The following is a 21886-nucleotide window of genomic DNA, read 5'->3' on the forward strand; positions in this document are numbered from 1 at the left end:
GTCCAGAATCTCACTGAGCCGCCTGCCTCACAGGCCGTCGGGAGGTCGCCTGTCCTCGCGGATGCCAGCCTGGTCGACAGCCTCCTCGAGAGCTCCCTCGTCATGCAGGAAGGACTCCTGGTGGGCCTCCTCCAGGGTGACGACGTGGCCACCCCGGCTGCGTCCCAGCCGTTCCCGGAGGTTCTCGGCGAACTTCGTCAGCGAGTAGTTGATGATGATGAACAGCACTGCGGCGACCAGGAAGACCGGGATGATGTTGGTGCCCCCGCTGGACAGATTCGTCGCCGAGCGCAGCAACTCCGGATAGGTGATGATGTAGCCCAGCGCGGTGTCCTTGACGATGATGACGAGCTGGCTCACCAGAGCCGGCATCATCGCGGTGATCGCCTGGGGCAGCAGGATCGAGCGTCGGGTCTGGCTCAGCGACAGTCCGATCGACAGGCCGGCCTCGGTCTGGCCGCGGGGCAGTGAGTTGACCCCGGCGCGCAGTAGCTCGGCCATCACCGCGCCGTTGTAGAAGGTCAGTCCGGCGACCACCCCGACCAGACCCTTCAGCCCCGGCGGCACCAGGGTGTTGAAGGGGGCCGCGAAGACCATCAGGTAGTAGAAGAACAGCATCGCCATCAGCACCGGCACGGCCCGGAAGAACTCGACGAGCACCGAGCACAGCCAGCGCAGCGGTCGGACGAAGCTCATCCTGCCCATCGCCAGCAGGAAGCCGAGGATCGAGGCCAGGATCAGCGCGGCGGCAGCGGCCTGAAGGGTGTTGATGATGCCGGGGATGAGGTAGTCGGTCCAGGCCTCCCCGGTGAAGATCGCCGACCAGGCGTCGGCTCCCAGCTGGGAGCGCAGCCCCCAGATCAGCAGGGCGGCCAGCACAGCCAGCAGGATGACGCCGACGATCCCGATGATCCGGTGACGCCGCAGCGCCCTGGGACCGGGGATGTCGAAGAGCACGGAGGTGGTGGAGTTGCTCATCGCTGCACCGCCAACTTCGTCGAGCCCCAGGAGACCAGCATCCCGATGGGCAGGGTGAGGATGACGAATCCGAGCGCCATCAGGATGAAGATCGCGTAGATGAACTGTGGCGAGAACTCGATCATGTTCTTCATCACGTAGGAGGCCTCGGCGACACCGATCGCCGAGACCACGGTGGTGTTCTTGGTCAGCGAGATGAGGGTGTTGCCCAGTGGTGTGACGGCCGCGCGGATGGCCTGCGGAAAAATCACCTCGCCCAGGGTCTGCCCGAAGGTCAGCCCGATCGACCGGGCGGCCTCGGCCTGCCCGGAGGGCACCGTGTTGATCCCCGAGCGGATCCCCTCGGCGACGAAGGTCGAGTGGTACACCGACAGCGCCACGACTCCCCACCAGAACAGCTGCACCGAGGACCGGGCATCGGGCCCGGCCAGCTTCCAGGCCAGCACGTTGTAGAAGGCCAGGGCGCAGAAGGTGACGATCACTGTCAGCGGGGTGTTGCGGATGATGTTGACGTATCCCTTGCCGAAGATCTGAAAGGCCTTGACGGGGCTGACGCGCATGATGGCGACGATCACGCCGAGGACCAGGGATCCCAGCGCGGAGACGACGGTCAGTTTGATCGTCATCCAGAAGCCGCCCAGCACGTCGTAGTCGCGCATCAACTGGGCAAGATCTGACATGAATCACCTCCAGGTGTTCGGGTGGCCCCGCCCGGGCCGCGATGGCTCCGGGCGGGGTGGGTTATGCCGGTTTCAGCGTGGACTCGACTGTCTGGGAGACGTCGTCACACACCCTCGGTGGGCTTGGGCGGGTTGGTCTCCTTGTTGTAGGAGAACTCCGGGACGTTGTCCTTGAGGGCCTTCTCCCAGTCGCCGTCATCGATCATCTTCTGGATGGCAGTGTTGATCTTGGTGGCCAGGGCGGTGTCGCCCTTCTTGATGCCGACGCCGTACTTCTCGGTGGTGAAGGGCTTGCCGACGACCTTCAGCTTGCCCTTGTACTGCGGCTGGCTGGCGAATCCGGCGAGGATGATGTCGTCGGTGGTCACCGCGTCGATGGTGCCGGCCGACAGCGCGGCCACGCACTTGGAGTAGGTGTCGTACTCCTGCAGGTCGACCTTGGAGGCGTAGGTGTCCTGGATCTTCTTGGCCGAGGTGGATCCGGTCACCGAGCAGAGCTTCTTGCCGTTGAGGGAGTCCGGTCCGGTGATGTCGGTGTTGCTGTTCTGGACCAGCAGATCCTGGCCGGCCACGAAGTACGGCCCGGCGAAGGAGACCTTCTGCTTGCGCTCATCGGTGATCGAGTAGGTGGCGAAGATCATCGAGACCTGGCCCGACTGGATCATCGTCTCGCGCTGGGCCGACGGCGTCTCGACGAAATTCACCTTGTCGTAGCCGAGCTGCTTGGCGACATAGTTGGCGACGTCGACGTCGAATCCCTTGAAGCTGGAGCCGTCCTTCATGCCCAGGCCGGGCTGGTCGTACTTGATCCCGATATTGACGGTGCCACCGCCTGAGGAGTCTCCCGTGGACGAGCCGCTGTCTGAGCCGGCCACGCAGCCGGACAGTGCCGAGAGGCCTAGGGCCGCGGTGATGAGGACCGCTGCTGCTTTACGCATGGGCTTCATTGACATCGTGTGCTTCTTCCTGGTCGTGTCGGATGAGGAGTCCGGCGGGCCGAGACGCACGTCTGTGGTTGTGCGCCGCGGGTCGTCGGAGGTCATGGGGTCGTCGCTGACGGAATCAGTGCAGGATCTTGCCGAGGAAGTCCTTGGCCCGGTCGCTGGTGGGGTTGGTGAAGAAGGTCTCGGGGTCGGACTTCTCGACGATCATTCCGTCGGACATGAAGACGACCCGGTTGGCCGCCTTGCGCGCGAATCCCATCTCGTGGGTGACGACGATCATCGTCATCCCGCCACGGGCGAGCGAGACCATCACATCGAGCACCTCCTGGACCATCTCGGGGTCCAGGGCGGAGGTCGGCTCGTCGAAGAGCATGATCTGAGGGTCCATCGCCAGCGACCGGGCGATCGCGACACGTTGCTGCTGGCCGCCCGACAGCTGCGCCGGGTACTTGCTCGCCTGGTTGGCCACGCCGACCCGCTCCAGCAGCTCGCGGGCCTTCTTCTCGGCCTCGGCCTTGGGGCGGTGACGGACCTTGACCGGGCCCAGCATGACGTTCTCGAGGATGGTCTTGTGGGCGAACAGGTTGAAGGACTGGAAGACCATGCCCACCTCGGCGCGCAGCTTGGCCAGCGCCTTCCCCTCGGTGGGCAGCTCCGTCCCATCGATGGTGATGGTGCCCGAGTCGATCGTCTCGAGCCGGTTGATGGTGCGGCACAGCGTCGACTTGCCGGATCCGGAGGGGCCCAGCACAACCACCACCTCACCTCGGGCGACGGTGAGATTGATGTCCTGGAGGACATGCAGATCTCCGAAGTGTTTCTCCACGTGGGAGAGCTCGAGAATGGTGTCGCCGATGTCGTGCACCAGAGGCCCGGTGTCCTCGCGAGGGAATGCTGCCATGCTGGGAGGGTAATGGGAGCGGTGGCGCCGATGCGCGGAAATGACCGAGAAGAGACCTGATCCTTACTCAACTGTGACCATTGTCATGCAGCTGTAACACCACGGCGCCTCCGCCGAGCCACACCAGCCGCGAGGTCCGGCTGACGCACGTCACTGTCGGGAGGTCTTGAGGTTGGATATCGTCGAAGGCGTCGCCACGGACTCCGCACACCACCAGAAGAGGTTCACCATGGCCAAGAAGATCGTCGCAGTCGGCTCCTCAGTCGGACTGCATGCCCGTCCTGCCGCCACCATCTCCCAGGCAGCCGGCAAACTCGGCTCCACCGTGACGCTGGCCACCGAGGGCAACACGCCCGTCGATGCCCGCTCCGTGCTGCTCATCATGACCCTGGGCGCCGGTTCCGGGGACTACGTCACCGTCGAGGGGGACAAGGAGGAGGACGTCGAGACCATCGCGGCCCTGGTCGCCAAGGATCTGGACGCCTGACCCGCTGTCCCTGCTCGTCGCTCCCTATCCGTCCGCCCCGCCCCCGCGTTGATCCAGTTACTCCTCGTTGATCCCGTTGCGTGAGGATCAACGAGGAGTATGAGGATCAACGCGGGAGTTGGGAGGGAGGAACTGGATCAACGCGCGGCCTGGCAGGCTCTGCCCCCGGCGACGCTGAGGCTAAGGGTGAGTTACTGGATCAACGCGGGGACAGAGGAGAAGTTACTGGATCAACACCAGGGCTGACAGCATCTGCTCCCCGGCGAGGCCGGGACTGAGAGGGCCTGCTCCCCGGCCCCTCTCGGCTCATCAGGACGACCATCGAGATCGCCACCACCCACCACAGCAGCGAGGTGGGAAAGTTCTTCACCAGATAGGTGTCCAGCACCAGCCCGGGGAAGGTCGCCAGCAGCGCCAGGCTGGTCGCCCCGTGCGGGCCTCCCACCGCCCGCAGGGAGGCCACCACGATCACCACCACGCTGGTCAGGAACAGCACCACCCCGAGTACGCCGAGTTCGGCGCCGATCTGCACCAGGGTGTTGTGGGCGTGCGGCAGACTGGTGCCGAACTGAGTGTCCCTCATCCCGTGGTAGGCACCCGGCACCATGCCGCTCTCGTTGGCGAACCACGGCCACATCACCCCGTAGCCCCGGCCGAAGAGCATTGTCATCGGGCTCTCGGTGAGAGCTCGCCAGGCCAGACCCCAGGTCTGCGAGCGGTCACGGTCGACCAGCCCCACACCTCGCAACCGCCCGAGCCACAGCACCGCCGCGCCGGCCACCACCGATCCCACGATCACCTTGACGAGGTGACGGCGCCGCACCTCGACACCCCGCGGCCGACCCCAGATGAGCAGTGCCACACAGAACAGTCCGAGGTCGATGAATCCGGCGCGCGACCCGCTGGCGATCAGACAGCCCACCATGCTGGCCACCGACAACCAGGACAGCACCACCCGGTATCGACGGCGAATGGCGTCGACCATGACGCCGACCCCGAGCAGCAGAACCGTGTGGTAGATCGCCGCCCCGCCGAATCTGGTGGCGATCCGCCAACCCACCGGCGGCTCGGTGGTGTACTCGCGGACCAGGTCGGCCGGAGTGACCACGGCCAGCACCAGGAAGGTCTCCCACAACGCCATCTGAAGACGTGATCGACCGATCAGCACCACCAGCATCCCGGCCACCACGACGGCGAGCAACGCCTCCGCCAATGGGACGATGAGCCCCACGGGGGGCACCACCATCGCGGAGCTGCTGTCGCCACGCCTGACCAGCACCGAGTGCGGGGACATCGGAACGGTGATGGCCGCCCACACCAGCACCGCGACGAACGGGCCTGCGGCAGCAGCAGCGGCTCGCCATCCCCGGGTGAACTCCCCGGAGCGATGCCTCAGTACTGCCGCCGCCAGAGTGAGCAGCAGGCAGGCGACGAAGGCGCCACCGAGCAGGCCCAGCATGATCGGGTACCGCCGGTCTCCGGCCATCCCCCGTTCCGTGGTGACGAAGGTGCAGGTGACGATGAGCACCGCCAGCACCAGTTGGGCCAGTCGGCTCACGGGGTGTGCGATCAGATCGGCCAGCAGCCGATGCCCCCCGAGGCGCACTGCTTCCTTGACGCTGCCATCCTGCTGGGACTTCGTGATGTGCTCATCCTAACTGCGCGGCTGCGCCGTCGCCGCGCCCCGCAACCATCGACCCGTGACGCCGCCACCTGCCGGGGGCGTCGGACCATCACCGGCGACCTCAGTACTCCGACATCCCGGCGACGTCGGTACGCAGCAGCATCCCGGCACCCAGGGTCATCACGAGACGCAGCGGTGCCCGGATCCCCACATGGGAGACCCGGGCACCCGACCCTCTGATCTGCGTCTGCGTCCTCCGCCCGGACCGCACCCGGCGGGGGGCGCCTCCGGCGGGAGGACGGGGTCAGTCGATCCTGACGAACTCGTTGGTGGCCGCCGAGTGGATCATCGCCTCGCAGACCTGCACCACCTTGGCGCCCTGCTCCATCGTCACGATGTCGGAGGGCTTGCCCAGCACGGCGTCCCGGAAGGTCTCGTGCTCGGTGCGCAGCGGCTCCGGCTTGGGGATCGCGAACCGGGTGACATCACCCTCGGCGACCCCGCGGAAGTTCGCGATGTCGTCCCACACGGTGGCCACATTGGCGTTGGCGTAGAAGGTGAGGTCGGCGGTCAGGGTGTCGGCCACGAACATCCCCTTCTCGCCGGTGACGTAGGTGCGGCGCTCCTTGGTCGGCGTCAGCCAGTTGACCAGGTGGTTGCTCATCAGCCCGCCCGACAGCGAGCAGGTGGCCGAGACCATGTCCTCGTACTGACGTCCGGTCTTGAACATGGTGCGGGCCGCGACCCATTCGAAGTCGCGCTGGGTGACCCAGCTGGTGAGGTCGATGTCGTGGCTGGCGAGGTCCTTGACCACACCGACGTCGGCGATCCGGGCCGGGAAGGGGCCCTGACGGCGGGTGGCGATCTGGTACAGATCACCCAGGTCGCCATTCTCCAGGCGCTTGCGCAGCGACTGGAGGGCCGGGTTGTAACGCTCGATGTGACCGACGGCACCCACCAGCCCCCGGCTGCTGAAGGCATCGGCCAGACGCCTCGCCGCAGCGGTGTCGTACGCCAGGGGCTTCTCAATAAGAGCGCTGACGCCGGCCTCGGCCAGCTTCAGGCCGATCTCCTCGTGGAACTTGGTGGGGGCGGCGACCACGCAGTAGTCGACGCCGGCCTTGATGACGTCCTCCACATCGGGCAGCACCGGGAGGTCTCCGGCGACGCCGTAGGGATCCTTGCCGGCGGCATCGGCGATCGCGACCAGGTCGACCCCCTCGATGGCCCGCAGGTTACGGACGTGGTTCTTGCCCATCGAGCCGATGCCGACCATGCCGGCGCGCAGGTTCGCCATCTCAGGCCCCGGCCTTCGCCGCGGAGTTCACGGCCTCGACGATGCGCTCCAGGTCGTTCTGGGACAGCGAGGGGTGGACCGGCAGGGAGACGCACTCGGAGGCGACCTTCTCGGTGTTCGGCAGATCAAGGCCGGGAGCGAAGGGCGCCAGCGAGGGCAGACGGTGGTTCGGGATCGGGTAGTAGACGCCGGATCCGACGTTGTACTCGTCCTTGAGGGCCTTGGTGAAGCGGTCGCGCTGCTCGCCGGTGGCCCCCTCCAGGCGGATCGTGTACTGGTGGTACACGTGGGTGTAACCCTCGGGCACGAAGGGGGTGACGGCCTCGGTGATGTTGGCGCTCAGGAAGGCCGCGTTGGCCTGACGGTTCTTGGTCCAGCCGGCCAGCTTGGTGAGCTGCACCCGGCCGATGGCCGCGTTGATGTCGGTGAGCCGGTTGTTGAGCCCGATGAGCTCGTTGGCGTAGCGCTTCTCCATCCCTTGGTTGCGGATCATCGCGGCCTTGCGGGCGACCTCGGGATCCGAGGTGGTGATCATGCCGCCCTCGCCGGCGGTCATGTTCTTGGTGGGGTAGAAGGAGAAGGCGCCGAAGGTACCGAAGGTACCGACGTGCTTGCCGTCGATGGCGGCGGCGTGGGCCTGTGCGCAGTCCTCGAAGAGCACCAGGCCGTGCTTGTCGGCGATCTTCTTGAGGGCCGGCATGTTGGCCGGCAGGCCGTACAGGTGCACCGGCAGGATGCCGACGGTGTGCTCGGTGATCGAGGCCTCCACCGAGGCCGGGTCGAGGGTGAAGGTGGCCGGGTCGATGTCGGCGAAGACCGGCCTGGCATTGGCCAGGGCCACCGAGTTGCCGGTGGCGGCGAAGGTGAAGGAGGGCACGATGACCTCGTCGCCGGGGCCGACGCCGGAGGCCAGCAGTCCGATGTGCAGGGCCGAGGTGCCGGAGTTGACGGCCACTGCGTGGACGCCGTCAACGACCTGGGCGGAGAACTCCTCCTCGAAGGCGTGCACCTGCGGTCCCTGGGCGACCTGCCCGGAGGCCAGCACGGCGTCGACGGCCTTGCGCTCATCCTCGCCGATGATCGGCTTGGCCGGGGGAATGAATTCGTTGCTCACGTGAGCTCCTTGTGTGAATGACGCTGTGTGAAATGACGTCCTGCGCCTGGCCGTGGCCTGCGCTCGGATTGAGTTGTGTGGGTGCTGCGCCAGTGGCCGCAGTCGCTGCCGGTCGGCCGGGGCCGGTCAGCAGTTTCCGACGGTCAGTTGCCCTCGGACACCAGGCTGAGGGTGTCGGTGGCGGGATCCTCGACGAAGTGGTCGCCGGTGCGGGTGTCGACCCACTGGTGATCCCCCTCGGGATCCAGCGGGAATCCGGAGCGGCCGACCCACTTGATCCGGCGGGCCGGGACACCGGCCACCAGGGCGTAGGGCTGGACGTCCTTGACGACCACCGAGCCGGCGGCGACGGTGGCCCACTCGCCGATGGTCACCGGGGCCACGCAGACGCTGCGTGCCCCGATCGAGCAACCGTGCTTGAGGGTGACGCCGACCGGCTCCCAGTCGTCGGCGCTCTTGACGCTGCCGTCGGGATTGCAGGCCCGCGGGAAGTGGTCATTGGTGAGGACCACGGCAGGTCCGATGAAGACGCCGTCCTCCAGGTACGCGGGCTCGTAGACCAGCGCGTAGTTCTGGATCTTGCAGTTGTCACCGACATGCACCCCCTCCCCGATGTAGGCGCCACGTCCGACGACGACGTTCTCGCCGAGCACCGCACCTGAACGCACCTGGGACAGATGCCAGATGGACGAGCCATCACCGATGGTCACGCCGTCGTCCAGATCGGCGGTGGGGATGATCCGCGGTTCACTCATCTACTGCGTCCTTCAAATCGGGGACTTTCCGACGTCAGCCTACTCGTGGGTGATGGGCAGCGCACGGTCAGACACCGCGCGACGAACAAGCCGATACCGTCTTGACAGCCGCCCGTCGGGGCCGGCGGAGATCCGCAGGCCGTCTCGCAGATGCCATCTCCGAGGCGACATCAGGGCCTGGCACCAGACCGCCAGTGAACCCATCTGGGCCCACACCACAGTGCCCTTGAGAAAAGAACTGTTGGCCATCGCCAGCATCGGCGACATCAGCAGACTCACCGCCACCGCCTGCATCAGCAGGGACTGCAGATACGGCGTGCCTCCCCGCCGGGCAGGATTCAGCCGCCAGTCGCCGCGAACCGCCTGGACCACCGCGGCGGTCACCAGTGCCAGCAGGACGCAGCCGATGAGGACTCCGTAGCCGGTGAACACCTCGGTGAAGCCGCTGTGCGGATCGATCGACGCATAGGTCGGCCAGGGTGCCGCCAGCACGGCGGTCTGGAACTGGGCCGGCCCGATGCCCAGGCCGGCGCTGTGCAGCAGCATCCAGAAGCCGTTCTGGTACAGGTGCAGTCGCGACTGCCCCGAGGTCGAGGAGAGGTCGTGGATGGCCAGCGTGATGGCCGCCATGATCCTGGGCAGATATCCGCCCAGAACCGCCGCCACCGCGCCGAGCACCGCCACCGCCGCGACTGTCCAGGTCAGCACCTTGGACCTCAGCATCATCCAGCCGAACAGCAGCGCCACCGCGGCCAGGCACAACCGCGATCCCGTGAAGAGCACCAGCACCGGGGTGAGCAGCGCCGTGACGAAGTAGAGGATCCTCATCACCCGACCGGTCTCCAGCTGCCAGCCGACCACCATCACCGTCATCCCGACCACCAGGAAGTAGGCGAACAGGTTCGGATTGACCATGAAGGATGCGATGTCGACAGAGCTCCTCCGCACCCATGCAGAGGATCCTGACAGGTAGTTCGGCAGGTGCTTGCCGGTGGCCAGCTCGGCGAATCCGGGCAGGCCGGTGACGATCATCCCGAGAAGCCATCCCCGGCACAGCAGGATCAACCAGCGGTGGGAGCTGGCCGCCATCGACATGGTGATGACGGTCACCATGCCCACCGCGACGCCGAGTAGCTCCTTGTAGCCGGGGCCGCCCTGGGCCAGGAACAGCCCCCATGCCAACCAGACCGCGGTGACCACCAGCAGCACCTGGACCAGGACGCCGATCCGGTGCCTGAGAAGCACCACCAGGCCCAGCAGCGCCACCGCCAGGAGCCGTATCGGCGGAAGCCCGGCGATGGTGGTGGTGGAGGCCCAGGCCGTCAGCACGGGCACCAGCATGAAGCAGATCACCAGCAGCCACTCGCCGATCCGCCCGAGCAGTCCGGAGGCAGCCTCGTCGACGCCCGGGTCCTGGTCCCGCAGCGCGACCCTGTCGGCCGTGGTCATGAGTGCTGCCGATCACCGAGCGCCAGGTCGCGCAGCAGTCCGGTGAGGGCGTGGAAGTTGGCGGTGGAGTCGTACTCCTGGTGGATCCTGTCGGACATCGCGGCCCGCACTCGGGGGTCCTTCGCCCGGCCGACCCGATCGGCGATGAATCTGGCCACCTCGGCCGCAGTGGGATCCGGGTCCATCAACCAGTCGTCGAGCAGGATCTCCCGGACCCCTCCGACGTCGGTCCCGATGGTGGGGACGCCGCGGGCCATCGCCTCCATCATCGAGACCGGCACGCCCTCCGAGGAGCTGGTGTTGAGCAGGACGTCGACCGGGTTGTTCCGGTACCACTCCAGCAGCACCTCATTGGGCAGCTGGCCCATCCAGTCGACCGTCACGCCGCGCGCCACCAGTTCCTGCTCGGCGAGGCGGACCAGGTCCTCGCGCAGTGGACCGGTGCCGGCGTGCCGCCAGGTGATCGCCAGGTCGGGACGCAGATCATGCAACTCGGCGATGGCGCGGATCAGCAGGTCGAGGCGTTTGAAGGGGGTCATGGTGCTCACCGAGAGGACGGCGAACTCTCCCTGCGGGGTGGCCTGGCAGCGCTCGGTCGGGTCGGGGACGGTGACGCCGAGCCGGCTGACATGGACATGCGAGGGCGGGAAGCCGTAGAGCTCCACGGCATGCGCACCGCCGTCCTGGGAGATCGGCAGCAGCAGGTCGAGATCACCGGAGATCTGGCGCACCACGGGGTGGTACCTCAGCGGATGCCGCTCCTCGTAGACATCGGCATTGTGGGTCCGGGCCACCGCATGCCGGACGTGTCCGGCGCGCCGCTCCAGGGCGGCTGCGGCTGCGGAGGGGCCCAGCCAGTAGGCGTAGACGACGTCGGCGGGGCCTCGCTCGGCGGCCAGGGTGCGCAGCATCCTGCGCACCACCGACACCTGGACGGCGGTGCGCACCGAGAACATCAGGTGGGCCCTGTCGAGCTGATGGCGATGGGCCAGGGTCATCAGATCGCGCGGCAGCACGCCGCTGATGATCGACTCCAGCGCACCCAGAGCTCGCCATCGTGGGCTCGTCCAGCGCCCGGTGAGCCGGCTGTCGACGGTGATCCCCTCGGGCACCGTTCGCGGGGCGACCCGGGGGGTGTCGTTCTTCTCGGGCAGGATCAACAGCTCCATGTCGCTGTCGGCCCAGACCGGCAGCTCGCTCTCGATGAACTGCTCACCGTTGCCGTAGGGGAAGCGGGAGGTCACCATGATCACCAGCGGACCTCTGGAGCCGGTCACATCTGCCTCCCGAGCTGAACTATCGTGGTCGCCAGATTAGCAGTCACTTCTCACAGATCGGCTTCCCCGGATGCAGCTACGTACGGTTGGCAGAAATCTGAGCCATCACTGGCTCTCGGCAGTGATCGTCGCCGTGATCAGCGCGATGGTCGTCGGGATCGCGCACTTCGCGACGAGCAGGCCGACCTACACCAGCCAGGCGTCCATCATCTTCACCTCGAACGCCTTCGAGTCCTTCCGTGATCCGGACTCGGCCGCCTCCTACACCACCTCGCTCATCCAGAGCTACAGCAACTACCTGCAGTCCGCCTCGGTGCTCGATCCGATCGCCTCGAAGGTCGGTGGCACCGTGAGTGCATCCAGCCTGCAGCAGAGCATCCAGCTGAGCCCCTCCCCGATGCTGCTCACCATCGAGTTCGAGAACGGGGACCGCGACACCGCCGACACGGTCGTCAAGGAGCTGGTGGCGACCGTCAGGTCTGCGGTGGGCACGGTGTCCCCCACCGCCGACAAGACGCCGGTGCTCCAGATCGTGAAGTCGAGCGTGCTGACCGACGCCGTTCCCGGCACCGACCGGTCGGCGAGCCGCAGCGGCGCCATCGGCCTGCTCATCGGCATCGTCATCGCTCTCGTGTACCTGTTCCTGCGCGCCATCCTGGACACCCGGGTGCGCGACGTCGAGGACGTCATGGCGCTCTGCGACGCATCGGTCCTCGGTGCCCTGCCCGACCCGATCAGCTCCGATGACGAGGCCTCCGTGCTGGCCCACAATCTGCGGTTCACCGCGCCGCGCGACGGCGTGCGATCGGTTCTGCTCGCCTCCACCGTTCCCGGCGAGGCAAGCGGCTCAGCCGCTCTCCATGCCGCCGACTCACTGGCGGCCAGCGGCACCAGGACTCTGCTGGTGGACGCCGACCTGCGGGGTCGCGAGGTGACTGAGCTGTCGGGAGCAGGCGCCGCGGCCGGCCTCTCGGACGTGCTCGCAGGGCGCGCCGAGCTGGATGACGCCGTGACGGCTCGCGAGGGCAGGGCGGATCTGCTCACGGCCGGGTCGGCGGTCGGCAATCCCGCCGAACTGCTGTCGGGTGCCGCGCTGGCCGATGCACTCGCCAGCCTGGGCAGCCGTTACGACACGATCATCCTGGCCGGCGCGCCGGTGCTGTCGGGCTCCGACTCGCTCCTGATCTCCGCCGCGGTCGCCGCCTCGGTGCCGGTCATCGGGATCGGCAAGGTCAAGAGGTCCGATCTCGCCCAGCACATCGAGCTGCTGGGAATGAGCGAGGCGAAGCTGGGCGGCGTGGTCCTCACCGGGGTCCGGCGGGTCTCTGCCAAGAACCCCTACTCGCCGCTGGCCACCGCAGCCTCCCGCTGAGCGTCGCGGCAGCGGGTCAGCTCCGCGCCGGTTCCCCGCGATCGCGGCTGTCGGCGTCGGCCAGGCCCGTCGAGACCGCCACCAGCCACCACCACAGACTCACCGAGAAGTTCTTCACCAGGTAGCTGTCGAAGAGCCATGCGACGGTGACCGCTGCCAGCGCGAGGGTCTGAACAGGGGCCACGGTGCCACCCGGTTCACGAATGGTTCGGACTGCGCGCTGCCACAACATGCCGACGAGGGCCACCAGCACGGCGAGCATCACGAGCCCCAGCTCGCTGCCGACTGCCACGTAGCTGGAGTGCGCCGAGGTGAGCACCCTGCCGTACTGGGTGACGACCTGTCGGTCCCCGGGTGCGGGATAGAGCTTGGCCTCGATGGCGTACCAGGGGAACAGGCTGCCGGAACCGACCCCCAGCAGCAGCCGTCCGGGACTCTCGGTGACCGCCTGCCAGGCCACCTGGTAGGTGGACGCCCGCAGGGGCGAGCGCCAGGTGGCGAGACGATGCAGGCTGTGTACCACCGAGATCGCCACCGCCAGCGCAGCGCCGGCAGCGATGATCACGATCAGGACGACCCGGCGTGCTGTCCTCCTGCCCCAGGTCAGCAGGCACATCAGGACCAGTACCGCCGCGACGATCAGCGCCCCGCGCGAGCCGGTGAGGAGGCTCAGCACCAGACCGACCGCCGCCCCGGTCCACCACCAGTAGCGGGACCTCCCCGACGCTCCCAGCGCGCGGTCGGCGAGCACCGCGGCCGACAGGATCAGTGCCACATGCAGCACGGCCGAGCCGCCCATCCCGCTGGCCACCCTGGGGCTGCGGTGGATGACGGCCTGGACGGGCCAGTCGAGCAGAGTGCCCACCAGCAGGGCGACGCCGGCCCAGGCAAGTGACCAGCGGCGCACCGCAGAGCCCATCGCCACCAGCACCGTGACGGCCGCGGTCATCGTCAACCAGCCGGTGACCACGGGCATCACCTGGTAGACGCGGGGAATGGTGCCCTGACGTATCACCGACGCCGGGGAGACCAGCGCGGAGACCAGGGACCAGGCCTGGATGAGCGTGAACGCGCCGACGAGCCACCACACCGCCGGGGTGATCTCGGAGCGACGGCGCCAGGCCGAGGGCACGGCGACGACGGTGGCCAGGGCGCAGAGCACGAGCTGGGCGCTCACCACCCACGGCCCCCCTGTCACTCCGTGTCGGGAGTCCAGGAACTGCATGGCGAGGATGACGAGGACCACCCCGGCACCGAGCAGTCGTTGCCAGGCGGTCGCCTGATCGGTGACCGTGCCCGGTCGGGCTCTGCGGAACCTCATCACAACGCGCCATCCCTCCGGTGCGGAAACCCGGTCCCACGATGTCGGCGGGGCCATGTAGAGGATGCCACCCCGGGCCGTGACCCGCCGCCAACAACCCCACCGCCGCCACCACCGTCCGGCCTGTGACGCAGAAGATCAGCCTGGTGATGGGATCGACCACCACCGCCCACATCGACACCACACCGGCCCGAAACGGTCGGACCCTCACCCTGCAGCGCCAGACCGGCAGGGCCTGGACCACCATCGCCACCGGCAGGACCGACTCCGCGGACAGCGGTACCTTCACCCTCAAGGCTCACAACAGCAGAGCCACCTACCGGGCGATTGCCTCGCGTAGCTCTGCGTTCGACCGAACCGCCTCAGCTGGACCACTTCCCGGCGTAGAACAGCCATCCCCACCACACCATCACGGCCAGGTCGATGACCACGCCGATCATCACCAGCCACCGCCAGAAGAGCTTCAGCCCCACCGGACGGGCCGGTCCGCGGGTCAGCTCCGCGACCGCGATGAACAGTGGGAACCACAGCAGCACAGCCCGGTTGACGCTCATGAACCAGTGCCCGATCGAGAAGGCGAGCACCTGGATCCCCACCCAGGAGGCCGACGCCCAACGTCGCCTCAACAGGCAGTAGACGGTGACGACGATGCCGACCGCCATCGAGACGATCTCCAGCCGGAACAACAGCGCCACCATCCCGGCGTCAGCCCCGTAGACCGACTGCCAGGTGGAGGTCCGGGTCGCGGGCACGGTATTGCGCCAGGACTCCAAGGGGGTGCTGAAGCCCCGCCCCCAGCCACTGTCCTGGGCCTGGAACCAGGCGGTCCACGACCCGGTCAGCAGATGCAGATACGTCACATAGGCCGCCAGCACCGCCAGCGGCAGCACCAGGGTGGCCAGCCGGGCGGCGATCGCCGCCGGTCTGCGGTCAACCGGCCGGGTCACCATTCCGGCCCGGCCGTCTCGCCACTGGCCATCCCCCAGCACCGCCATCACCGCCAGCGCACCCACCAGGAACAATCCCGAGACCCGCAGGGTGCAGGCCAGCGCAGCCAGCCCGGCGGCCGGCCACCACTTGCCCGCCCGGGCCCGCTCCCAGGCCCAGAAGGCCGCCGCACAGAACGGCGCCTCGGTGTACCCGACGGTGGTGAACACCGCCGTCGGGGCGATCAGCCACAGGCACGCGGGTACCGTCCCACCGATCCGGTACAACGCCAGGGCCGCCACCAGGGAGCAGATCAGCGCCAGCAGCGCACCGGTCACCGGCATCGGTATCCCCACCAGGGCACCGGCCCGCATCACCATCGGAAGTCCGGGGAAGAAGGCCATCTCCAACGAGTCGGCGTACCCGTTGCGGGCGATGGTCATGAAGTGCTGGACATCCCAGTTCGAGATCGCCGCAGTGAACCCGTACCTGCTCAGCGCCACCACGACCAGGACGCCGGCCAGCAGCGCCCGGCTGCCCAGCCAGGTCCTGAGCACCAGCGGGAGGTCGTCGGCGGGCATCGTCGGGCGGATCTGCGCACGGCGGGAGGAGCGGGACGCACCGCGTGCACTCACCTCGGTGTCCCGGGACGCGGCTGGCGGTCGTCAGACTCGGGGTCGACGTCGACGTCGGCGTCCTCGGACTCGAGCTGCGCATCCTCGGCGTCGGCCACCCCCGACGGCGTCACCTCATCCTGGCCGTCAGGGGCATGGTCGAGCACCCCGCCGGTCGGGTCATCGGTGAAACCGGACCTCACGGCATCCACCCAGGGCCGTCTCATGTCGTCGATCACTCCCCAGCCGAACCAGGCCAGCCCTGCCAGCCGCAGCACGATCGCCGCCCAGTAGACGACGTCGGCCTCAGATCCGCCGGGCAGCGACAGGCCGCCCAGATGGGCCCACACCGCACAGAAGTACAGCGACTCGGTGACCGTGATGACGGTCCAGTCGCGCCAGTCGGGCCGGGCCAGCACGCACAGCGGGATGAGCAGCAGCACGAACTGCGGGGAATAGACCTTCGCGGTGAGGAAGAACACGATCACCGCCAGGCAGGCCACCTGCGAGACCCGGGGACGCCGCGGGATCGACAGCGAGAACCATGCCAGCGCGATGAGACCGGCCGCAGTGAGCACGGCGGCGATCCACCCCACCCAGGGCACGATCGAGCCGGTGGAGTCCTTGACGATGTACCAGACGGTGCCCAGCCCGGTGCCGGCCCAGAATGCGGTGTGGAACATCCGGCCCCAGTTGGTGGGGCTGATCAGGAGGACCACCAGGTGGCAGGCCACCAGCACCCCGATCGTCGCCATCAGATACCGTCCGAGCTCGGTGAGCTTGGTGGCGCGCAGACACAGCACCACCACTGCGAAGGCCACCAGCACCGACTGCAGGCTGCCGGCACAGGCCAGCCCCATCAGGACCCCGGCCAGCACTGGACGACGCCTGGTCCAGGCCAGCATCGAGAACATCACCAGGCACACCGGCACCAGGGTGAAGTCGACCAGACCGGCCAGGTAGATGCCGGGACTGGCGGCCACCCAGAAGACATCCCAGCTGCGCCGTTGGGGGGAGTCCAGCCGTCCCGAGGCCGTCACCGCGATCCCGGCATCGGAGCCGCGACCCATCAGCATGGTGGCGACCACGATCCCCAGGAAGGCCGCGAAGAGCAGGATCTGGGCGACTCCCCAATAGGCATTCGCGGCGTCCAGAACCTGTTGGGGGGACGCCGTCGGCCCGACATCGGCGCCGAACAGCCTGACCACCCAGCGGCACAGCGCCATCACGGCGACCACCAGCGGGCTCTGCTCGATCCCGACCTCTCGCAGCAGGGACCCCCCTCTGCCCATCCCCGAGCTCTGGAAGATCACCGGGATGTCGGAGTAGCACAGTCGCTGATAGGGGTCGACGGCCTTGGTGACGTCGTGCTGGACGCACGGCGTCATCCGGTAGATGGCCAGCAGCCAGACCACCGTGGCGGTGAGGACCGCCCAGGAAGCGGGGTCGAAGAACCGCCCGCGCGGCCAGGCGTGGCGTCCCATCGGTCCCCCGATGCGCCCGTCCAGACCCCAGCGGGACGCCAGGGAGCGGCGGTGCTCGGGCCGTGCGTAGCGCTGGGGGAAGGTCACGGGGTCAGGCTACCTTCCGCCCGACTGCGTCCGGTCGGGCCGCCATCCAGCCTCTCGAGCCGATCGGGGGACCGTACGCCCAGCTGGGAGACCATCCTCCCGGCCGGGACGCCCGACCCACCGTCGGCCGGTCCTCCTTTCAGCCTCCGTTGCGCGGGGTGTGCTCGCCCCCCGGCTCCTCGGCCTGCTTGCTCGGCGCCTTGGCAGCCGGGGTGGACTGCTGCCCCTGAGGCTCCTGCGTACCGGTCTCGTGGGTAGCAGCAGAGCTGGTCGGGGCCGAGGTCGTCCTGGTGGACGTCGTGGTGGGCGGAGTGGTCACCGTCGTATTCGACGTCGGGGCGCTGCTCGTGGTGGTGGTCGGGGCGCTGGTCGTAGATTCTGCCGTCTGCGTCGGCGTGGCGACCTCCTCGCGATCGGTGCCGCCGTAGTGGTGTCCGCTGAGGTTGACCCAGTCCGGCTCGGGGAATCCCTGGGGGCTCTTGCCCGACATCGCCACCCGCATGTAGGAGGCCCAGGTCTGGGCCGGATAGGTCCCGCCGAAGAAGGTGGGATCCCCGGGTGCGGCGTAGGGATCGAGGTCGGCATTGCCGGAGTCCCCGGCCACGAACATCACGGCCGTGGAGATCTGGCGGGTGAAGGCCACGAACCAGGCCGAGGTGATGTCGTCCCCCACCCCATTGGTACCGGTCTTGCCGGCCACCGGATAGCCCAGGTCGGAGACGGCGGTTCCGGTGCCCTCGTTGACCACATTCTCCAAGGCGTAGGTGACGTCGTGGGAGATGTCCTTCTCGACGGTCTGCTGACTCGGCGCCTTGGCGGTGTACAGCGTCCGGCCACTGCTGTCGGTCACCGAGGCGACGACGTGAGGATCGACCCGCTTGCCCTCGTTGGCGAGGGTGGCGTAGCCGGCGGCCTGATTGAGCGGGCTCACCTCGGCCACGCCCAGCGGGATGCGGTTGTTGAGATCCCATCCGTCGCCCTTGGGCACTCCGGCGTCATTGGCGGCCTTGACCACCTGGGCAGGACCGTTGTCGATCTGGGAGACCATGTCGACGAAGGCGGTGTTGATGGAGTCCTCCACCGCCTTCTGCAGGGTGACAGTGCCGTACTCCTCGTTGAACTCGTTGCGGATTGGCACCGAGTCTCCATTGGGGGTGAAGGTGTCGCCGTTGAGGCTGGACCTCAGGCTGAACCCGTGTCGCATCCCGGCGATCGCCGCATAGGTCTTGAAGGTGGACGCCGCCGGGCGCGCCGTCGTCGCCCAGTTGCGGGTGTTGGAGATGTAGTCGTCGTTGCCGCCGTACAGAGCGATGACCCCTCCGCTGGAGGCGTCGACCGAGGCGATCGCGGCGTGCAGCTGCTTGGCCCTGGCCGCCCCGGCATTGGCGCCGGCGGTCCGCTGGTACTGCTTGCCGACCGCAACAGCCGCCTTCTGGGCGTTGACGTCGAAGGTGGTGGTGATCCGCAGCCCGCCGCCGTTGATCTGGGACTCGGTGAATCCCTGGTTGAGCAGCTCCTGCTCGACCATCTTCAGCAGGTAGCCGTTCGTCCCGCCCCAGCGGTTGTTGATCGGCACCTCGGGGAACTTCGGCAGCGCCCGGTAGTACTCGTCGTGCTGACTCTGGGTGATGTTGCCGGCCTCCAGCATCCCGTCGAGCACGTAGCGGTACCGGTTGAGCAGCCGGTTGCGCGCGGCCACCCCGTCGGAGGGGTCGAACAGGCTCGGGTTGTTCAGGACCGAGGCAAGCACCGCCGACTGCGGGACAGTGAGCTTGCTGGCGCTCACGTTGAAGTAGGCCTTCGCGGCGGCCTCGATGCCGTAGGCGCCGCGGCCGAAGTAGATGGTGTTGAGGTAGCCGGCGAGGATCTCCTGCTTGGGGACCTGCTTGCCCATCTTCACCGCCAGCACCAGTTCCCGGAACTTGCGCTGCATGGTGCGGTCCTGGGTGAGGTAGAGCACCTTGATGTACTGCTGGGTGATGGTCGAACCGCCCTGGACGTCGCCGCCCCGGGCGATCGCGACGGCGGACCGGACGATTCCCTCGAAGGAGATCCCCTTGTCCTCCCAGAATGACCGGTTCTCGGCCGAGATGACGGCGTCCTTGATGGACTCGGGCATCTCGTTGTAGCTGATCGTCTGGCGGTTCTGGATGGAGAAGGACCCCATCTTCGACTTCCCGTCATGGAAGTAGACGAAGGAGGTGTTCGTCTGGAAGTCCTTGTTGGGGTCGGGCAGATTCGTGCGGTTGTAGAACACGATGGCCGCCACGCCGATCGTCACGGCCATCGCCAGGAACAGCACCAGGACGGTGAATCCCAGCCGCCTGAAGAAGGTGGCCACCCGCGACCGGCGCCGGCGTGAGCTGCGCCCCGAGACGCCTGCGGAGGCGGCGCGCCTGGGCGCACCGGACCGTCCCCTGCGTTTCGGATCAGCCATAGATGTCCTCCACTGTCTGCTGGTGTCGCGGAGGCCTTCGACGGCGACCGTCCCCCAGAATGTAATGGGTCACGATGTGATTCCACAGACAGTCGGGGCACACCTCGACCTCGTAGACCCGGAACTCCCCGAACTCGGTCTCCATCTCCTCCAGCTCCTCGGCGGTTCTGATCCGTCCGGAGAACTGGCCGAGCTGACGGCCGTAGGTGTAGCGCAGCAGGGTCAGCCGCGGGGACTCGCACACCGGGCAGGGGATGTCCATCTCCTCGCCGTGGTGCAGGGCGGCACGGACCAGCATCGGGTCGGCGTCGCAGGATGCCGGGGCGTTGAGATCCACCCGAGGGCTGCGCAGTGCCTCGAGTGCTCGACGGCGCTGCAGCGCGTGGGATACCACTTCTCGCTGCGTTTTCATGGCCTCCAGCGTACGATGCCCGGCGAATCGGGGGTCAGGGCGGAGTTCGCAAGAGGCCACTGACCCCCGCGCGGCGTCCTGCCGACAGTCTGCCCGGCGTCCCCGCCCGACGTCCTGCCGACAGCCCGCCCGGAGTCCTGCCGAGAGCCCGCGCGGCGCATACCGGATACTCTCGGCGACATGCCTGGAGACATCGCACTGAGGTCGACAACCCTTGACAACGGGATGCGGGTTGTCGTCAACCCGGACATGACCTGCCCGGCGGTGGCGGTCAACATCTGGTACCGGGTCGGTTCGGCCGATGAGACGGTGGGCCATTTCGGCTTCGCCCACCTCTTCGAGCACCTGATGTTCTCCGGCACCACCAGCGGCATCGCCTCGGGGGAGCACCTGGCCGCCGTCGAGTCGGTGGGCGGCACCGCCAACGCCACCACCAGCTTCGACCGCACCAACTTCTTCGAGACCGTCCCGGCCGGCGCCCTCGAGCTGGCCCTGTGGCTGGAGTCGGAGAGGCTCGCCCACCTGGCGGTGACGACCGAGAACCTGGACATCCAGCGCGAGGTGGTCAAGGAGGAGAAGCGCCAGCGCTACGACAATCTCCCCTACGGCGACATGCTCGCCCACCTGCTGGCCCAGCAGTTCGGCGCCGACGGCGTCGCCGAGGGCCATCCCTATGCGCACCCCACGATCGGCTCAGTTCCCGACCTGGACGCGGCCTGCCTGGACGACGTCGTCTCCTTCCACCGCCAGTGGTACCGGCCCGACAACGCCTGCCTGGTGATCGCCGGATGCGTCGACGCCGACCGGGCGCTGCTGCTGGCCGACCGCTATCTGGGGGCGGTCCCGGCCGGCGAGGGGCCGGCGCCGTATCGGGACCGGACGCCGTCTGTGCCTTCTCTGTCTGTGTCTTCCCTGTCTGAGCCTTCTCTGACTGTGCCCGCCCTGCCGCTGCCCTCGCGGCGGGTGCTGGAGCGCGAGGTGCCGCGCACCGCCGTCTCGCTGTCCTGGCCGTCGCCGCCGGTCACCGACGCCGATCAGCTGAGTCTGGAGGACGCCCTGTCGGTGCTCCAGACCGGGATGGCGTCGCGGCTGGTGCGCCATCTGCTGCGCGACCTTCAGCTGGTGGAGGGGATCTCCGGGTACGACCTGGGGCTGTCGCGGGGGCGTTCGACGGCGGCTCTGGTGGCCAGTCTGCGGCCCGGCGTCGAGGAGTCGCGGTACATCGACGAGGTGTCGGCGGCGCTGCGCAGGCTCGCCGCCGAGGGCCCGACCGCCGCCGAGATGGCGCGGGTCCACGCCCAGGTGGAGCGGGACTGGCTGCTGGAGCTGGCGACCGCCGACGACCGCGCCGATGCGATCAACTTCTACGAGACGATCATGGGTTCGGGCCACCGGGTCAATGACTACCTGGACCGGATGGGCCGGGTGGGGGCCGACGACGTGGCGCGGGCGGCCGCCAGATGGCTGGACCCCGACAAGGCCTCGGTGCTGGTGTACCGGCGTCTGGAGAGCGGCCCTGCGGGTGGTGTCGAGGCCGGCGTCGAGGATGAAGCCGGCATCGAGGATGGAGCCGGCGTCGAGGACGAGACTGGCGTCGCGCACGAGATCGGTATCGACCAGGGCGCCGATGGGGACGCCGAGCTGAGCAAGGAGTCACGATGAGCGAGAACACAGCGCCACTGAACCCACGGCCCGAGGTGTCGGCGGCGTCCCCGTGGACCTTCCC

Annotated in this window: 18 protein-coding genes; 3 read left to right on the forward strand and 15 right to left on the reverse strand. The window is 68.0% G+C overall.

The window, feature by feature from the left end; genetic code table 11:
* Nucleotides 1-27: 27 nt before the first annotated feature.
* From H590_RS16275 to H590_RS0111115, 4 genes are all read right to left on the reverse strand, one after another.
* Nucleotides 28-978, reverse strand: coding sequence for an amino acid ABC transporter permease (locus H590_RS16275; protein WP_051238548.1), 951 nt, complete (start codon nt 976-978; stop codon nt 28-30).
* Entirely contained in the window at nt 975-1658 is a 684-nt protein-coding gene (locus H590_RS0111105) for an amino acid ABC transporter permease (RefSeq protein ID WP_027586948.1), read from the reverse strand. The genes H590_RS16275 and H590_RS0111105 overlap by 4 nt, the downstream gene beginning before the upstream one ends.
* A 104-nt stretch (nt 1659-1762) precedes the next feature.
* Nucleotides 1763-2611 (reverse strand): glutamate ABC transporter substrate-binding protein, encoded by an 849-nt coding sequence (locus H590_RS0111110; RefSeq protein ID WP_232021007.1) that lies wholly within the window; start codon nt 2609-2611, stop codon nt 1763-1765.
* Between the two features lie 109 nt (nt 2612-2720).
* On the reverse strand, nt 2721-3503 hold the full coding sequence (locus tag H590_RS0111115; protein ID WP_051238549.1) for an amino acid ABC transporter ATP-binding protein: 783 nt from the start codon (nt 3501-3503) through the stop codon (nt 2721-2723).
* Nucleotides 3504-3732: 229 nt separating this feature from the next.
* Between H590_RS0111115 and H590_RS0111120 the strand changes: the two genes are divergently transcribed.
* Complete coding sequence (locus H590_RS0111120; protein WP_028703618.1) at nt 3733-3990, forward strand: HPr family phosphocarrier protein; 258 nt, start codon at nt 3733-3735, stop codon at nt 3988-3990.
* 199 nt (nt 3991-4189) lie between these two features.
* Here H590_RS0111120 and H590_RS16280 read toward each other — a convergent pair whose 3' ends face one another.
* The 6 genes from H590_RS16280 to H590_RS16290 form a co-directional block, all read right to left on the reverse strand.
* Complete coding sequence (locus H590_RS16280; RefSeq protein WP_126412685.1) at nt 4190-5548, reverse strand: O-antigen ligase family protein; 1359 nt, start codon at nt 5546-5548, stop codon at nt 4190-4192.
* Nucleotides 5549-5918: 370 nt separating this feature from the next.
* Entirely contained in the window at nt 5919-6911 is a 993-nt protein-coding gene (locus H590_RS0111135) for a Gfo/Idh/MocA family protein (RefSeq protein ID WP_028703619.1), read from the reverse strand.
* A gap of 1 nt (nt 6912) precedes the next feature.
* Nucleotides 6913-8025 (reverse strand): DegT/DnrJ/EryC1/StrS family aminotransferase, encoded by a 1113-nt coding sequence (locus H590_RS0111140; protein ID WP_028703620.1) that lies wholly within the window; start codon nt 8023-8025, stop codon nt 6913-6915.
* A gap of 143 nt (nt 8026-8168) precedes the next feature.
* Nucleotides 8169-8780, reverse strand: a complete 612-nt coding sequence (locus H590_RS0111145; RefSeq protein ID WP_028703621.1) for an acyltransferase — start codon at nt 8778-8780, stop codon at nt 8169-8171.
* Between the two features lie 39 nt (nt 8781-8819).
* A complete protein-coding gene (locus H590_RS16285; RefSeq protein ID WP_051238551.1) occupies nt 8820-10229 on the reverse strand; it encodes an O-antigen ligase family protein in 1410 nt (469 codons plus the stop codon).
* The gene (locus tag H590_RS16290; protein ID WP_232021008.1) at nt 10226-11506 is read right to left on the reverse strand and encodes a glycosyltransferase; all 1281 of its coding nucleotides are present in this window, start codon (nt 11504-11506) and stop codon (nt 10226-10228) included. Before H590_RS16290 ends, H590_RS16285 begins: the two co-directional genes overlap by 4 nt.
* A gap of 121 nt (nt 11507-11627) precedes the next feature.
* Here H590_RS16290 and H590_RS16295 point away from each other — a divergent pair, with 121 nt between their 5' ends.
* Nucleotides 11628-12878: a tyrosine-protein kinase domain-containing protein gene (locus tag H590_RS16295; protein WP_051238552.1), complete on the forward strand. Its 1251-nt coding sequence runs from the start codon at nt 11628-11630 to the stop codon at nt 12876-12878.
* A 16-nt stretch (nt 12879-12894) separates the two neighbouring features.
* Here the strand turns inward: H590_RS16295 and H590_RS16300 are convergent, their stop codons facing one another.
* The 5 genes from H590_RS16300 to H590_RS0111185 form a co-directional block, all read right to left on the reverse strand.
* Entirely contained in the window at nt 12895-14199 is a 1305-nt protein-coding gene (locus H590_RS16300) for an O-antigen ligase family protein (protein ID WP_051238553.1), read from the reverse strand.
* A 362-nt stretch (nt 14200-14561) separates the two neighbouring features.
* Nucleotides 14562-15707: a mannosyltransferase family protein gene (locus H590_RS0111170; protein WP_051238556.1), complete on the reverse strand. Its 1146-nt coding sequence runs from the start codon at nt 15705-15707 to the stop codon at nt 14562-14564.
* A gap of 50 nt (nt 15708-15757) precedes the next feature.
* Nucleotides 15758-17224, reverse strand: coding sequence for a hypothetical protein (locus H590_RS16305; RefSeq protein ID WP_051238557.1), 1467 nt, complete (start codon nt 17222-17224; stop codon nt 15758-15760).
* 226 nt (nt 17225-17450) lie between these two features.
* A complete protein-coding gene (locus H590_RS17430) occupies nt 17451-19748 on the reverse strand; it encodes a transglycosylase domain-containing protein (protein WP_028703623.1) in 2298 nt (765 codons plus the stop codon).
* Complete coding sequence (locus H590_RS0111185; protein WP_028703624.1) at nt 19741-20160, reverse strand: DUF5318 family protein; 420 nt, start codon at nt 20158-20160, stop codon at nt 19741-19743. The genes H590_RS17430 and H590_RS0111185 overlap by 8 nt, the downstream gene beginning before the upstream one ends.
* Before the next feature lie 225 nt (nt 20161-20385).
* On the opposite strand from H590_RS0111185, the gene H590_RS16315 reads away from it, so the two are divergent.
* Complete coding sequence (locus H590_RS16315; protein WP_071161751.1) at nt 20386-21822, forward strand: M16 family metallopeptidase; 1437 nt, start codon at nt 20386-20388, stop codon at nt 21820-21822.
* The last annotated feature ends 64 nt before the right edge of the window (nt 21823-21886 follow it).

Source organism: Acidipropionibacterium jensenii DSM 20535 (genome assembly GCF_000425285.1).
In the GTDB taxonomy this organism is placed as follows: domain Bacteria; phylum Actinomycetota; class Actinomycetes; order Propionibacteriales; family Propionibacteriaceae; genus Acidipropionibacterium; species Acidipropionibacterium jensenii.

What these genes read in the sequence shown, in the direction of transcription:
- H590_RS17430 (WP_028703623.1), bottom strand. Translation starts at nt 19,748, where the DNA reads ATGGCTGATCCGAAACGCAGGGGACGGTCCGGTGCGCCCAGGCGCGCC.
- H590_RS16305 (WP_051238557.1), bottom strand. Translation starts at nt 17,224, where the DNA reads ATGGGACGCCACGCCTGGCCGCGCGGGCGGTTCTTCGACCCCGCTTCC.
- H590_RS0111105 (WP_027586948.1), bottom strand. Translation starts at nt 1,658, where the DNA reads ATGTCAGATCTTGCCCAGTTGATGCGCGACTACGACGTGCTGGGCGGC.
- H590_RS0111115 (WP_051238549.1), bottom strand. Translation starts at nt 3,503, where the DNA reads ATGGCAGCATTCCCTCGCGAGGACACCGGGCCTCTGGTGCACGACATC.
- H590_RS0111170 (WP_051238556.1), bottom strand. Translation starts at nt 15,707, where the DNA reads ATGCCCGCCGACGACCTCCCGCTGGTGCTCAGGACCTGGCTGGGCAGC.
- H590_RS0111185 (WP_028703624.1), bottom strand. Translation starts at nt 20,160, where the DNA reads ATGAAAACGCAGCGAGAAGTGGTATCCCACGCGCTGCAGCGCCGTCGA.
- H590_RS16315 (WP_071161751.1), top strand. Translation starts at nt 20,386, where the DNA reads ATGCGGGTTGTCGTCAACCCGGACATGACCTGCCCGGCGGTGGCGGTC.
- H590_RS0111135 (WP_028703619.1), bottom strand. Translation starts at nt 6,911, where the DNA reads ATGGCGAACCTGCGCGCCGGCATGGTCGGCATCGGCTCGATGGGCAAG.
- H590_RS0111120 (WP_028703618.1), top strand. Translation starts at nt 3,733, where the DNA reads ATGGCCAAGAAGATCGTCGCAGTCGGCTCCTCAGTCGGACTGCATGCC.
- H590_RS0111145 (WP_028703621.1), bottom strand. Translation starts at nt 8,780, where the DNA reads ATGAGTGAACCGCGGATCATCCCCACCGCCGATCTGGACGACGGCGTG.
- H590_RS16300 (WP_051238553.1), bottom strand. Translation starts at nt 14,199, where the DNA reads ATGAGGTTCCGCAGAGCCCGACCGGGCACGGTCACCGATCAGGCGACC.
- H590_RS0111110 (WP_232021007.1), bottom strand. Translation starts at nt 2,611, where the DNA reads ATGTCAATGAAGCCCATGCGTAAAGCAGCAGCGGTCCTCATCACCGCG.
- H590_RS16275 (WP_051238548.1), bottom strand. Translation starts at nt 978, where the DNA reads ATGAGCAACTCCACCACCTCCGTGCTCTTCGACATCCCCGGTCCCAGG.
- H590_RS16285 (WP_051238551.1), bottom strand. Translation starts at nt 10,229, where the DNA reads ATGACCACGGCCGACAGGGTCGCGCTGCGGGACCAGGACCCGGGCGTC.